At 48.4% G+C, this 14,135-nt stretch carries 11 protein-coding genes; 4 read left to right on the plus strand and 7 right to left on the minus strand.

Going from position 1 to position 14,135, the window contains the following annotated elements:
* Positions 1–10 precede the first annotated feature (10 nt).
* The 3 genes from ribH to nrdR form a co-directional block, all read right to left on the minus strand.
* A complete protein-coding gene (gene ribH / locus HH682_RS10100) occupies positions 11–481 on the minus strand; it encodes a 6,7-dimethyl-8-ribityllumazine synthase (RefSeq protein ID WP_214237438.1) in 471 nt (156 codons plus the stop codon).
* A 78-nt stretch (positions 482–559) separates the two neighbouring features.
* Positions 560–1,678 carry a bifunctional diaminohydroxyphosphoribosylaminopyrimidine deaminase/5-amino-6-(5-phosphoribosylamino)uracil reductase RibD gene (ribD, locus tag HH682_RS10105; protein ID WP_214237439.1) on the minus strand — a complete coding sequence of 373 codons (1,119 nt, stop codon included), beginning with the start codon at positions 1,676–1,678 and terminating at the stop codon, positions 560–562.
* Positions 1,678–2,130 (minus strand): transcriptional regulator NrdR, encoded by a 453-nt coding sequence (gene nrdR, locus HH682_RS10110; protein ID WP_214237440.1) that lies wholly within the window; start codon positions 2,128–2,130, stop codon positions 1,678–1,680. The genes ribD and nrdR overlap by 1 nt, the downstream gene beginning before the upstream one ends.
* A 177-nt stretch (positions 2,131–2,307) precedes the next feature.
* Here nrdR and lysM point away from each other — a divergent pair, with 177 nt between their 5' ends.
* Positions 2,308–2,745, plus strand: a complete 438-nt coding sequence (lysM, locus tag HH682_RS10115; RefSeq protein ID WP_214237441.1) for a peptidoglycan-binding protein LysM — start codon at positions 2,308–2,310, stop codon at positions 2,743–2,745.
* A 37-nt stretch (positions 2,746–2,782) separates the two neighbouring features.
* Here lysM and proY read toward each other — a convergent pair whose 3' ends face one another.
* From proY to phoB, 4 genes are all read right to left on the minus strand, one after another.
* Positions 2,783–4,153, minus strand: a complete 1,371-nt coding sequence (proY, locus tag HH682_RS10120; RefSeq protein WP_214237442.1) for a proline-specific permease ProY — start codon at positions 4,151–4,153, stop codon at positions 2,783–2,785.
* Positions 4,154–4,214: 61 nt separating this feature from the next.
* Positions 4,215–5,555: a branched-chain amino acid transport system II carrier protein gene (gene brnQ / locus HH682_RS10125; RefSeq protein ID WP_214237443.1), complete on the minus strand. Its 1,341-nt coding sequence runs from the start codon at positions 5,553–5,555 to the stop codon at positions 4,215–4,217.
* A 484-nt stretch (positions 5,556–6,039) separates the two neighbouring features.
* The gene (gene phoR / locus HH682_RS10130; RefSeq protein ID WP_214237444.1) at positions 6,040–7,335 is read right to left on the minus strand and encodes a phosphate regulon sensor histidine kinase PhoR; all 1,296 of its coding nucleotides are present in this window, start codon (positions 7,333–7,335) and stop codon (positions 6,040–6,042) included.
* Positions 7,336–7,346: 11 nt separating this feature from the next.
* Positions 7,347–8,036 (minus strand): phosphate regulon transcriptional regulator PhoB, encoded by a 690-nt coding sequence (gene phoB / locus HH682_RS10135; RefSeq protein WP_214237445.1) that lies wholly within the window; start codon positions 8,034–8,036, stop codon positions 7,347–7,349.
* Positions 8,037–8,222: 186 nt separating this feature from the next.
* On the opposite strand from phoB, the gene sbcD reads away from it, so the two are divergent.
* The 3 genes from sbcD (at position 8,223) to rdgC (ending at position 14,110) form a co-directional block, all read left to right on the plus strand.
* Positions 8,223–9,446 (plus strand): exonuclease subunit SbcD, encoded by a 1,224-nt coding sequence (sbcD, locus tag HH682_RS10140; RefSeq protein WP_214237446.1) that lies wholly within the window; start codon positions 8,223–8,225, stop codon positions 9,444–9,446.
* A gap of 3 nt (positions 9,447–9,449) precedes the next feature.
* Positions 9,450–13,121 (plus strand): AAA family ATPase, encoded by a 3,672-nt coding sequence (locus HH682_RS10145; protein WP_214237447.1) that lies wholly within the window; start codon positions 9,450–9,452, stop codon positions 13,119–13,121.
* A 77-nt stretch (positions 13,122–13,198) separates the two neighbouring features.
* A complete protein-coding gene (gene rdgC, locus HH682_RS10150) occupies positions 13,199–14,110 on the plus strand; it encodes a recombination-associated protein RdgC (RefSeq protein WP_214237448.1) in 912 nt (303 codons plus the stop codon).
* Positions 14,111–14,135: the final 25 nt, after the last annotated feature.

Below are 14,135 nucleotides of genomic sequence, written 5' to 3' on the forward strand. Positions count from 1 at the left end.
CCCCTCAGAATCAGGCGTTAATCGCTTTTAATACGTTAATCATTTCGAGTGCGGTTAGAGCAGCTTCTGCTCCTTTATTACCCGCTTTAGTTCCAGCACGCTCAATAGCCTGCTCGATGTTTTCTGTTGTTAATACACCAAAGGAGACTGGGATGTCGCTGTTCATCGCAACATTCGCAATACCCGAACTGGCTTCTCCTGCCACAAACTCAAAGTGTGCAGTACCGCCGCGGATTACAGTTCCTAGCGCAATAACTGCATCATATTTTTTGGTATGTGTTAAGGCCCGTGCGGCGAGTGGCAGTTCATAAGCACCCGGTACCCACACCACGGTAATGTTTTCGTCTTTGACCTGACCAATACGTTTTAACGCATCGACTGCACCTTGAAGCAAGCTATCGTTAATGAAGTTGTTGAAACGAGCGATAACAATCGCAATATTTGCTTCTGGCGTAGCAACCGGCGCTTCGATAATTTTCATAAATATCCTTCAGGTTAAGAGTTAGACGCCCAACAGGGCGCGAATTCTAGCATAATGTTTAACGAACTGCTTAGGCTTTTACGCAGACACTGAGGTTGGCTGTAAAATAATACGTAAATCAGGGCCGACTTGTTGAATATCTTGTATCTCAAATCGTAAGGCTTGTGTAAGGTGCTCAAGACCGGGTAGCACACAAAGCCCACGTGCATCCGTTCCCATTAAGGTCGGTGCCATATACAGGATTAACTCATCCACGACACCTGCTTGTAATAGCTGGCCTGCCAACGTGGCACCGGCTTCCACCCACACACTGTTAATGTCCTGTTTACCTAGAACCATCATCAATGCGACTAAATCGATATTATCTTGGTGCTCGGGAACCACTAACGTTTTCGTCCAGCGAGAGGAGTCCTCCGCGGGCTGGGTTACCACTCGCCATGTCTGCGCCTCAGTAGTCGTAAACAGTGTCTGATCGTCGTTCACGTGACGGTGGCGATCCAGCACCACACGAATCGGTTGGCGCAGCAGATCTTCTCCACCGATTACCGCTTGGATCTCAGGCGTTAACACCGCCCAACGTACATTCATGGTCGGATTATCAGCAAGTACGGTTTGACTGGTGGTGAGAATCGCTGAGGATTGCGCGCGAAATGTCTGCACATCTTGTCGTGCTGCGGACGAGGTAATCCACTGACTCTCGCCATTCGCCATGGCGGTGCGGCCGTCGAGTGAGGCAGCCATTTTTAGTTGTACCCAAGGAAAGCCCGTGCGCATCCGCTTGAGAAAACCACGGTTTAAACCTTCCGCTTCGGCGGCCAATACGCCAAATTCCACCTCAATACCCGCTTGACGTAAACGATGTAAACCTCTACCAGCAACCTGCGGATTAGGATCTTGCATTGCCACCACCACCCGTGAAATGCCGGCCTCGATAAGGGCTTCACAACAGGGAGGCGTTCGACCATGGTGGCTACAAGGTTCGAGGGTGACATAAGCGGTGGCTCCTCGCGCTTTATCACCAGCCTCGCGCAATGCATTGACTTCTGCATGCCCCTCACCCGCTTTTTTATGCCACCCTTGTCCGACGACTTCACCAGCGTTGACAATGACACATCCTACATTCGGATTAGGACTGGTGGTAAAACGTCCGCGTGCAGCGAGTTGCAAAGCCTGTTGCATAAAATCATAGTCTGACATTAGTCGCTCCCCAGTTTAGCAATTTCTTCACCGAATTCGCGTACATCTTCAAAACTACGGTAGACAGAGGCAAAGCGGATATAGGCCACTTTATCTAATAACTTTAATTCGTCCATTACGTAATTCCCTACCACCTTACTTGGTAGCTCACGTTCTCCTGTCGCCCGCAATCTCGCTTTAATTCTATGCACTGCATTGTCTAATGCATCGGCACTGACCGGGCGCTTCTCCAGCGCTTTCATTAATCCACGCATCATTTTTTCTTCATCAAAAGGCTCTCTGACCTCATCACTTTTGATAACCCGTGGCATGACTAGCTCAGCAATCTCGAAGGTGGTAAACCTTTCGCTACAGAGTAAACATTGCCTGCGGCGACGCACTGATGACCCTTCACTGACCAAACGAGAGTCAATGACTTTAGTATCAACAGCGTTACAAAAAGGGCAATACATAGTGGCTCCTAAACTGAGGCAGCAGGGTCAACTAGTGTAGCGCGAACCCCTTTTGACAGAAACGTCTACCGATAAATTTATTCGCTACAGCCAGATATCTCTCATTGTGGAATGAAATAGTCTATACTTTACGATGAAATACTTAATGTTTTCACGACCTAAAAACAGGAGTTTGCAATGGGCTTATTTGATTTTGTTAAAGAAGCAGGTGAAAAAATTTGGGACTCAGTCTCCTCACATGACGATGCAGCGACTAAAATTCAGGACCACCTCAAGAAACTGGGTATCCCTGGCGCAGACAACGTGCAAGTGAATGTTGATGGCGATAAAGCAACAGTGAGTGGCGACGGAATCAGCCAAGAGCTGAAAGAGAAAATCTTGGTTGCTGTCGGTAACGTTGCGGGGATTAGTAATGTTGAAGACAATGTTAAAGTGAGCGATGCAGCGGCTGAGAGCAAATTCTACACCGTTAAGTCAGGTGACACGCTGAGTAGTATTGCGAAGCACGTCTACGGAGACGCTAACCAGTACAACAAAATCTTCGAAGCAAATAAACCGATGCTCTCGCATCCAGATAAGATCTACCCAGGTCAATCTTTGCGTATTCCTGCCTAGTACAACTCGCTGCCGACGTCTCGGCAGCGATTCTTCTCTAGGGTTTCGTCGACTTATTGTTACGGCGAGTCAATGGATAGCCTAACATTAAGACCACCACCCACACCGCACCGGCATATAATGACAGGCGTGTATCGGGGAAATAGCCAATTAGGGCGATAATAAACACCAAAAACAGCACCGCAACACTCGACAGCACGATGCCGCCGGGTAGCGCAAATTTCAGCGATTTTGCCGCCTCTTTCCCCATTTTAATCCGTGATGCAATTTGAGAAAGTAGGATCATGATCCACACCCACACCGTTGCAAAGGTGGCTAATGAGGCGATCACTAAAAAGACTTTTTCCGGCATCAAATAGTTTAGTAGTACCGCAATTAATAATGCGGCCATCATCACCACCACCGTGACCGCCGGGGCACCGCGTGAAGAGACTTTACGGAAAATAGCCGGCGCTTGCCCCTGCTCAGCCAATCCATGCAACATACGACCCACGCCGAAAATATCACTATTGATGGCAGACAATGAGGCCGTGATCACCACGAAATTGAGAATAGAGGCCGCGGCAGCAATGCCAAGATGTTGGAACGTCAATACGAACGGACTGCCATGAGTCCCCACTTGGTTCCACGGGTAGATAGCCATAATCACGAACAGCGTCGCAACATAGAAAACCAATATACGCCAAGGCACCGAGTTGATTGCTTTAGGAATCGATTTTTCAGGATTTTCAGCCTCACCCGCCGTGATCCCAATAATCTCAATACCGCCATAGGCAAACATCACCATTTGCAAGGAGAGTAACATCCCGACTAAGCCATGAGCAAAAAATCCGCCATGAGTCCACAGGTTGGAGATACCCGTCGGCTGCCCACCATTACCAATCCCCCAAATAATCATCCCAAACCCAGCGATAATCATTAGAGTGATAGTGGCAATTTTGAAAAATGAGAACCAGAACTCGACTTCACCGAACGTTTTCACGCTCATCAAATTAATCGCGCCAATAATAAAGACGACGCTCAACACCCAGATCCAATGAGGGACTTCCGGAAACCAGACTCCCATATAGACGCCAAATGCCGTGACATCAGCGATACCGACTATCAATATTTCAAAACAGTAAGTCCAGCCGGTCAAATACCCCGCCCAAGGCCCTAAGTAATCATTGGCATAACGCGAAAACGAACTGGCTGAGGGGTTATTTACCGACATTTCACCTAGCGCACGCATGATAATGTAAGCGACTAAGCCACCAATAATATAAGCCAGCAGTACACTTGGCCCAGCCATACGAATCGCATCCGCTGAACCATAGAATAAACCCGTACCTATCGCCGACCCTAACGCCATAAAACGGATATGCCGAATACTCAATCCCCGCTTTAGGGTATTTTTTTGTTGCGTCATTTTCCGATCCCACAAATAAAAACCACGAGCCTTAGCCCGTGGTTGTTCACTTCAACACTGTTTACTGCGTGGTTTTCACGCTAACAGCCTTGCCCTTCATTCTATCGATGATAGCCGCCACAATAATAACCACTAACGCAGGGGGTAACCACGATAAACTCTGTTCTGATAAAGGCAAGTGTTGCAAACTTGCCGGCACCCATGAACTGAGATAACTTGCTTTTAATCCATCGATGATTCCGAAGAGTAAGCTAACCGCCATAGCTGGTTTAATGATACGCCCCGCTTCTTGCCACCAATTTAAGGTAAAGCTTAGCAGTACTAATACGATACACGGAGGGTAAATAGCGGTTAACACTGGCACTGAAATAGCAATCAGATCGGTTAGGCCAAGGTTTGAGATAATCATCGCAAACACGCCGAGGATCACCACCAGCACCTTATAAGGTAGTGGAATATATTGGGCAAAAAATTCTGCACAGGCGCAGGTCAAGCCAATCGCCGTCACCATACAGGCGATAAAAATCAGTACCCCTAAGAATAAGCTACCGCCTGCACCAAAGGTATGTTGCACATACGCATGTAAAATCGCAGCACCATTATCCGATTGGCTCGCTAAGCTGCCACTGTCTGCGCCTAATTTGAACAGCGAGAGATACACTAAGGTTAACCCAATTCCGGCGATTAACCCTGCCAGAATAGTGTAACGGGTAAGGAGTTTAGGATTATCGATACCACGAGAACGGGCGGCATTAACGATCACAATACCGAACACTAAGGCTCCTAGGGTATCCATGGTGAGATAACCATTTACAAAGCCATTTGAAAAGGCCGCTTGTTGATACACTTCCGTCGCGGGTGAATAGTTTCCTGCCGGCCAAAGTAAGGCCGCAACGCCTAAGATGGCTAACGCCACAATTTTTACTGGCGCTAAGAAATGGCCAACCGTATCGAGTAACTTTCCTGGGAAGAGCGAGATGAAAATAACTAAGCTGAAGTAGATGGCGCTGTAGATCCCTAGCGCCCATGAGCCTTGTGCCTGAAGAGGACCGATACCCACCAGCGGACCGATACCCACCTCAAAAGAGACGGTTGCGGTACGTGGGGTAGCAAAAAGCGGTCCGACGGCCAAATAACAGACCATCGCCAACACAATACCTGCCGCTTTACCAACTGGAGTGCTGAGGCTATCCACCCCTCCCCCCACGCGTGCCAGTGCAATCACGGTGACAACGGGTAATCCTACTGCGGTAATCAAGAAACCAATAGCAGAAACCCACACATGTTCGCCTGATTGAATACCGACCATCGGTGGGAAAATAATATTACCCGCACCGACAAACAGCGCAAAAGTCATAAACCCCAGCGCTAAAATGTCCCTAGTTGTTAAACGTTTCATCATAAATACTCTATGTCGCCCTGTCGTTTATAAAAGTTATAGTTTGTTGACGATCACTTCCCCTTCTCTATAGGCGCACGCCAGCGGGGGTAAAAAGTGAGATGGCGTTGAGCCACAAGCTCCGTCAAGGTCATAAGTAAATCTTTTATAACAAACAAAGGCAACAGAGTCACAGCAATGCAGGAGGATATTCTAAAAAAGAGGATTAAAACAGTAATTATGCTAAGTGTAGAGCGAGACATTTAGAAAATGATATGAGTGTTTTTTGTTCAGTATAATATCATAGCCTAAAAATGGATCACAACCACCTATTATGCCTACACCATTTTGGCGAATAGCTCCTTGCTTAATCACTTCCCAAAATTGAGGGTAATGGCTGCCAGACCTCAACGGGTGATCATGAATAGGAATTGGTTGTTATCGTGGCGGATCTCGTCACGATAATAGCCAGTCGTTACTTGTATTACCGTGATAGACTCGCCCACTGTTAATGCCCTTCAGACAGGATATGGGCTTTACTCAGTTGAAAACTGAACACGGTCTGTTGATGGGGCTGGCTCTCAATCCGTAATTTACTGCCATGATGGCCTAGGGCGTGTTTGACTATTGCTAAACCTAATCCGCTGCCTCCCGAATGGCGTGAACGGGCACCATCCACCCGATAAAAGCGCTCAGTCAGCCTCGATAGATGTTCCGGGGCAATACCCGGCCCATTATCACTGACCTTAAACTCGGCACCATACAGCGTTTTCTGCCAGCTAATCGAAATCGTTGTGCCAGTCGGGGTGTGATTGATGGCATTAAACACGAGATTAGAGAGCGCACTGCGTAATTGCTCCTCATTTCCTCGCACAGATAAGGTTTTATCCACATCACAGATCACTTGATGCCGTCCTTCACTTAAGGCTGTCGCATCGTGATATACCTGTTCCAATAGATGGGGAACGTCGATTTGCTGACGCATTTCATAAGCAGGCGTTGCTTCGATTTTTGAGAGGGTTAGGAGCTGCTTAACGAGTTCTGCCATTCGCTGGGTTTGTGATTGCATAGATGCCAACGCTTTTTGCTGGCTAGCGGGCGGCATTTCCCCCTGCTCCATCATCTCCAGATACCCTTGTAGCACGGTAAGCGGAGTACGCAGTTCATGACTGACATTAGCGAAGAAGTTACGGCGCATATTTTCGAGTTGATGAATTTGACTCACATCCCTACCCACAATCAACCATTGTTGATCACTATAAGGCATCACCCGAAACTCCATCTGCTGCCCATTATTCAATGCTTGCACTAAAGGTTGAGTAAACTGGCGCTGCTGGAGATAGCGAGAAAATTCGGGATAACGCAGGAGGTTTTGAATATTTTGACCACTATCTTCGGGCCAACGAAGCCCTAGCAAATGTTGGGCTAATCCATTACACCAAAAGATATTCCCTTCTTCCGTCACCAAGACTAATGCATCAGGCAGCGACTCTGCACCACTTCGAAAGCGTTGAATTAAAGAGCGTAATTCACTCCTTCTACGCTTATTGCGCTGTTGCATCAGCAGCAAGCCATAAAAGAGTGGTTCCCAACTACCACGTCCAGAGGGGGGCGTCATACTTCGGTCGGTCCAGAGCCAATGTGACAGACGGAGCAATTGTCTAAAGTGCCAGCCTATCAACACCAAAAGCCCCAAAATAATGGCGATGGCCGGTTGATGAAAAAAAAATCCGATGACCGAGGCTACAATAAGGACAATAAACAGCTCAAGCAATAACGATTTAAGCGATAATTTATCAAGCACCGCATTATCCCCTAATAGCGTACTGAGAAGCGGTAACCTGCGCCACGGACTGTCTGAATCATCTTTTCATAGCCAGATGTTTCTAACGCCTTACGTAACCGTCTAATGTGGACATCCACCGTCCGATCTTCCACGTAAACATTGGTTCCCCAGACCTGATTGAGCAAGTGTTCACGGGTGTAAACCTTTTCGGGATGCGACATGAAAAAGTGTAATAAGCGATATTCTGTCGGCCCCATATCAATTGGCACCTCACCGGCCATGACACGATGCGAACTCGGATCAAGAATGAGTCCTTGAACATCAATCACTTCATCTTCAGGCATCGGCGAAATACGTCTAATGATCGCTTTAATCCGTGCAATCAGCTCTTTAGGCGAGAAAGGCTTAAGCATGTAATCGTCAGCTCCGGCATCAAGACCACGAACCCGATCTTCTTCTTCCCCTTTCGCGGTCAACATCAATACCGGAATATCGCGGGTGAAGGCCTCTTTTTTCAAATGCCGAATATACTGAATACCACTGCCGCCAGGCAGCATCCAATCAAGTAAAATTAAATCTGGCCAAGGCTCAATTAATTGTCGGAGAGCACGATCATAGTCTTCTGCTTCGATTACGTCATATCCATTCTGTTCTAATACAAAACAAATCATTTCACGAATGGGGGCTTCATCTTCTACTACTAAGATCCGCTTGGCCATTTTATCTCCAAAATTAACCACTTACTTAGGCATGAACGCCATTATCTGTCACTTTTATTACAGTTTTATGAATAACGTTAGTAACTAATCATCTTCGCTTAACTAATGCAAGTTTGTGCTAGGGTGTTTTTTGCCTTATCGCTAAAGGCTATACTCGTGGCTTTATAACTCAAGAAGTGAAGCCTGATGAAAATAGTTCATACCTCTGATTGGCACTTAGGCCAGTTTTTTTATGCTCGGAGTCGCGCAGCGGAACATCAGGCTTTTTTCCACTGGTTGAAGGCCTTAGTGATCGATCAAGGTGTCGAGGCGATCATTGTGGCCGGCGATATTTTCGATACCGCCACCCCCGCCAGCTACGCCCGTGAACTGTTAAACCAATTTATTGTTTCGCTGCAAGAGACAAGCTGTCAGCTTTATCTTCTCGCGGGAAATCATGATTCTGTGGCGACGCTCAATGAGTCGAGAGATCTCGTTGCCTGCCTCAATACCCATATCATCACTGGTCCTTCTGAGCAGGGGGCCGACTCAACGCTGTTCCCACTGAAAGATGCGCAAGGCAATATTGCTGCATTACTCTGCGCGATACCTTATTTACGCCCGCGAGATATTCAGCTTAGCCAAGCAGGACTTTCGGGAAGAGAGAAACAACAGGATCTGTTGCAAGCCATCACGCGCTATTATCATGATATTTTTCAGCAAGCGCGTGACTATCAACAACAGAATCAACGCGATAACCTCCCAATTATCGCGACCGGACATCTCACCGCACTAGGGGTAACGAAAAGTGATTCCGTTCGCGATATCTATATTGGTTCCTTAGAAGCCTTTCCTGCGAGTGCCTTTCCACCAGCTGATTATATTGCACTGGGGCATATTCATCGGGCACAAAACGTCAGCGGTGATAAGCCAATCCGCTACTCCGGATCCCCCATTCCGTTGAGTTTTGACGAACTAGGTTCGCCAAAGAGTATTACGCTGATTACTCTGACGGAAAAAGAACCCCTAAGTTGGCAGACTTGCGAAATCCCATGTTTTCAACCCATGCAGGTACTGAAAGGGACGTTAGGTGAGCTTGCTGAACAGCTTGCAGTACTGGAGCAGCCGAAAAATGGACAGAAAATCTGGCTCGATATTGAAATCCATCACGAAGAATATCTCAGCGATTTGCAACAACGGGTCGAAAAGATGACTGAGAACCTTGCAGTAGAAATTCTATTACTACGCCGTAAACGTGTGCAGGCCGCCGCCGCCCTCTCCACAAAAATAAAAGAGACCTTAAGCGAATTGACCCCAGAAGAGGTTTTTCGTCGGCGCTTAGCACAAGAGACACTGGACGATGCCCAACAACGCACCATGCTGCAAATGTTCCGAGAAGTCTCTGCACAGCTTGATGAGGAGCAGGGGTAACCGATGAAAATATTAACGTTACGCCTTAAAAATTTAAATTCACTGCGCGGCGAATGGTTTATCGACTTTAGGCTGCCTCCTTTTCGCGATAATGGTTTATTCGCCATTACCGGGGAAACCGGCGCCGGGAAAACCACGCTGTTGGATGCAATATGTTTGGCGCTTTATCACCAGACGCCACGCTTGGGGGCTATCTCGCCCACTCAAAATCAGCTGATGACTCGTGGAACCAGCGATTGTCTGGCAGAAGTCGAGTTTGAAATTAAAGGGGAAGCTTGGCGAGCGTTCTGGAGCCAAAACCGTGCGAGAAACGATCATCGCGGTAAGCTACAGCCACCCAAAGTTGAACTGGCCCGGTGTGCCGATAACAAAATTTTTGCGGATAAGGTCTCAGACAAGCTGAAGACAATCGAAACGCTCTCCGGCCTCAACTTCCAACGATTCACCCGTTCAATGATGCTTTCACAAGGGCAGTTTGCCGCGTTTCTTAATGCTCCTGTGACTGAACGGGCGGAGTTGCTTGAAGAATTAACCGGCACAGCCATTTATGGGCGCATCTCACAGCAGGTTTATGAGCAACATAAACACTATAAAATTGAGCTAGACCACTTGCATGCCAAGCTCTCTGGCGTGACGTTACTTGACGAAACACAGCGTGAAGCCTTACATCAGCAGCATAATGACTTAGCGCGGCAACGCGATGCCCTGCATCAACAACTTGAACAATTACAGAATGCTTTGCATTGGCAGCACTATCATCAGCAACTGAGTCAACAGGTCACCCATAGCCACCACGAGTTAGCCACAACTCAGCATCAGGCAGAAGCACTCGCGCCGATACGTGCCCAACTTGCTGCTTATCAACCCGCGGCTCAGCTTTTGCCGTCATGGCAGGCCCTGCAGCAGTCGACGCATACCTTAGAGGCGACGCGCGCTCAGCAGTCGGCGTTACAACAGCAGTATGAACAAGCAGAACAGCAGCTACAGGTCCGTTATCAAACTTGGCAAACCAAGGTCGAAGCGGAGCAACAATTTCAGAACCACCAGCAGCAACAACAACAGATACTGGTGGAGAAAATTATTCCTCTTGATGAGCGGACCAAACAGTTAACTCAACAACAGCAGGAACTCGAACACCAACAACGTCCGCTGCAACAGGCTTACCACGATACGGCTCAGCAGATCACCTTATTGACTCAACAAGCGGAAAGTCAGCAGCAACGTATTCGCGCGATTGATAACTGGCAAAACCGTTATGCCACACTGAGTCATTGGGGGCCTGAACTGGTTGGCTGGCAGCATAATGCCGAGCAGCTATTACGGGATATGAATGCTCACCAAGCTATTGTTGATCAGGTAAAACCGCGCGAACAACAGCTGCACTCATTAAGTCTTGATCGGATCCGCCAACAGCAGCTCATTGATGAATCGCAACGTCTTGTCACACAAAGTGAAGCCACCTTGACGGCATTGCAACAACATCCGGCGGCACAAGCAGACGCCACGGTACTTGAAGCCTTAGCGAGCTGGCATCAACAACAGGGCCATTTAACCCCCAGCTACCAGCAATTATTACGCTGGTCCGATCAATGGCAAGAACTGACGACAACAGGTCATCAAGCTCAGCAGGCGCTTACCCGCAGTGAACAGCAGTTGACCCTATTACAACAGCAACTTGATGTTCAGTCCCAACAACTCAATAATGAGACAGCGCAACTCAGTGCCTTAGAAAAACTTTGTGTATTAGAGCAACAGGTCGCGGACTTACAACGATTACGAGAAAGTTTACAGGATGGAGAACCTTGTGCGGTGTGCGGGTCAACTACCCACCCTGGCCATCAGGATAGCGCTTCTTTAGTCTCGACTAACCACTTTTCTTCTCGCGATGCACAAAGGGAAGCTGTCGATCGCCTTAGGCAAGCACTCACGCGCTTGGAGGCCGATCGTGAAAATAGTCAGCGCGAGGCACAACAGCAACGCGAAACACTCACACAAGTGGAACAGCGTATCGCGGCGCTGCACTCAACCTGGCAGAGCGAGACACTGCAATATGAAATCCCCCTAACGCTTGATGATCGCCAAGGTCTTGAACAGACTTATGCCCAACATCAGGATCACCAACAGCGTTATCAACAGGCCCTTCAGCAACAGCAAAGCCGTCAAGCAGAGCGCTATCAAACCGAGAAAACGCTCCATCAACACCAACAACGCCTGCAACAGCAACAGCAAGCAGCGGCTTTAATTGATCAGCAGTCCCAGCTTGAACAGCAACAGCTGAACACGATGACACAGCAGGCTGATACGGCTCATAAAGCCTTCCAACAGGCTCTCGACAATCTGTTACAACAACTGGCCCAACATCAATTACCGCCATTGCCTTTAGCGCAACTTACTGAAACCTTAGCCGAATACCAGAGGATTTGGCGTGAGTACCAAGAGAGGCAGATAGAGCGCCTAGAGTGTGAAACGGCCCACCATGCCCTGACTGAACGGATGGCGTCTCTACAGCGCGAGCAGACCTTGCGTTCAGCAGATATAAACCAGCGTCAACAACAGCTGCTCGCCACGCAAAACGCTCATCGGCATAGCCTCGAAGAGCGCCGTGCGTTGGTCGGTGAACAGTCGGTGCACGACTTGCGACAAGCACTTGATGAACTCGCTGCACGGCATCGCCAAGATGAACAACAACATCGGCAACAGTGGCAACACAGTAAGGACCGTCAGCAACAGATTAGTGGTGAGATGCGTCAAATCACCACGCATCTTAATAGCCTGCAGTCGCAGTATCAGCAGGCAGCACAACACTTTACTCAAGCGTTGCAAGCATCAGTTTTCACCGACCAGCAGCAGTTTCTTAACGCTATTTTGCCAGAGTCGATAGTCAGTGAATATCAACTCAAGTTAGATCATGCTGCGCAGCAGATTGATCGTGCAAAAACCCGGCTTCAGCAGGCGGAACAGGCCGTGCAACAGCACAGTCAAACACCTCCGCCCCTTGCGATGGAAGCTGAACAGCCGCTCACGGTGTTACGCCTTCAGCAACAGGAACGCTATCAACAGGTGTTAGTCCAGCTAGGTGAAGTGACTCAACAGCTCCAATCAGACGATAAGCTGACCCAGCAGCAATCAGCCCTTGTGGCAACGATTGCCGAACGGCAAACACACCTTGCCACCTGGGATCACCTTAACGATCTTATTGGATCGGCCAGCGGTGATAAATTCCGACGTTTCGCACAAGGCTTAACGCTTGAGCACCTCGTTTGGCTCGCGAATCAACAACTTGAACGCTTACACGGCCGCTATCGTTTGCAGCGGACCGAACGCGACTTACTTGAATTGCAAGTGGTTGATCAGTGGCAAGCCGATGAGTGCCGCGATACTAAAACGCTTTCTGGGGGCGAGAGCTTCTTGGTCAGCCTTGCGCTCGCCTTAGCGCTATCCGACTTGATGAGTGAAAAGAACCATATCGATTCCCTGTTCTTGGACGAAGGCTTCGGGACACTTGACTCCGCCACCTTGGATACCGCGCTGGATGCGCTCGATAGCCTTAATGCCTCGGGTAAAATGATCGGTGTTATTAGCCATGTGGAGGCGATGAAAGAACGTATTCCGGTGCAGATTAAGGTGAAAAAGGTCAATGGCCTAGGCTTTTCTTCCTTGGTCATCAGTCAGTAATCGCGTGCTATAGTGGCTGAAACCCTCAGGTAAATTCAGTATGATACACGCAGCCAAAAGCAAACAGAGGAAAGCGAATGTTGTGGTTTAAAAATATGATGGTCTACCGATTAACCCGAGAGATCCCTCTAGTTGCTGAAGAGATTGAAACGCAATTAGCGTCCAGCCAGTTCACGCCTTGTGGAAGCCAAGATAAACTCGCCATGGGCTGGGTTTCCCCCCTCGGCCCGCAAGGGAAAACCTTAGTTCATGCTAGCCAAGGTCAACTTCTTCTTTGCGCACGCAAAGAAGAGAAAATGCTGCCAGCCACCGTGATCAAGCAAGCGCTTGAGGCAAAAGTCCATAAACTTGAAACTGAGCAACAGCGTCGCTTAAAGAAGACGGAAAAAGATTCCTTAAAAGATGAAGTGATCCATAGTCTGCTGCCTCGTGCCTTTAGCCGCTACAGCCAAACGTGGATTTGGATCGATGTTCAACATCAACGAGTCATCGTGGATAGCGGCAGCGCTAAAAAGGCGGAAGATGTCTTGGCCTTGTTACGTAAAAGCCTCGGCTCTTTACCGGTTGTGCCTCTTACTCTGCAAACCCCAGTGGAAATAACGCTTACTGAGTGGGTGCAGTCTGGAACGCCAAGTGCTGGATTTACACTGCTGGACGAGGCCGAGTTAAAAGCGACCTTGGAAGAAGGCGGTGTGATTCGCTGTAAGAAACAAGAGTTAGTCTGTGATGAGATAGCCCACCATATTGAGTCGGGTAAACGTGTGACTAAGCTGGGAATTGATTGGCAAGAGCGCGTGCAGTGCTTACTCAATGAAGATGTGTCGATTAAACGGATAAAATTTAGCGACACGTTGCGTGAACAAAATGATGATATTAGCCGTGAAGAGGCCGATTTACGCTTCGATGCTGATTTCGTACTGATGACTGGCGAATTAGCGGCATTTATTGATTCACTTACGGAAAGCCTAGGTGGTGAGGCCGAGCACTAATTGACTTAACTAGGCTGCCGAGAGT

Origin of the sequence: Rosenbergiella gaditana, assembly GCF_018494065.1 — a bacterium.
Lineage (GTDB): Bacteria > Pseudomonadota > Gammaproteobacteria > Enterobacterales > Enterobacteriaceae > Rosenbergiella > Rosenbergiella gaditana.

Bases quoted from the DNA above. Each gene is read 5' to 3' on its own strand.
- ribH (WP_214237438.1), bottom strand. From the start codon at position 481: ATGAAAATTATCGAAGCGCCGGTTGCTACGCCAGAAGCAAATATTGCG.
- ribD (WP_214237439.1), bottom strand. From the start codon at position 1,678: ATGTCAGACTATGATTTTATGCAACAGGCTTTGCAACTCGCTGCACGC.
- nrdR (WP_214237440.1), bottom strand. From the start codon at position 2,130: ATGTATTGCCCTTTTTGTAACGCTGTTGATACTAAAGTCATTGACTCT.
- lysM (WP_214237441.1), top strand. From the start codon at position 2,308: ATGGGCTTATTTGATTTTGTTAAAGAAGCAGGTGAAAAAATTTGGGAC.
- proY (WP_214237442.1), bottom strand. From the start codon at position 4,153: ATGACGCAACAAAAAAATACCCTAAAGCGGGGATTGAGTATTCGGCAT.
- brnQ (WP_214237443.1), bottom strand. From the start codon at position 5,555: ATGATGAAACGTTTAACAACTAGGGACATTTTAGCGCTGGGGTTTATG.
- phoB (WP_214237445.1), bottom strand. From the start codon at position 8,036: ATGGCCAAGCGGATCTTAGTAGTAGAAGATGAAGCCCCCATTCGTGAA.
- sbcD (WP_214237446.1), top strand. From the start codon at position 8,223: ATGAAAATAGTTCATACCTCTGATTGGCACTTAGGCCAGTTTTTTTAT.
- HH682_RS10145 (WP_214237447.1), top strand. From the start codon at position 9,450: ATGAAAATATTAACGTTACGCCTTAAAAATTTAAATTCACTGCGCGGC.
- rdgC (WP_214237448.1), top strand. From the start codon at position 13,199: ATGTTGTGGTTTAAAAATATGATGGTCTACCGATTAACCCGAGAGATC.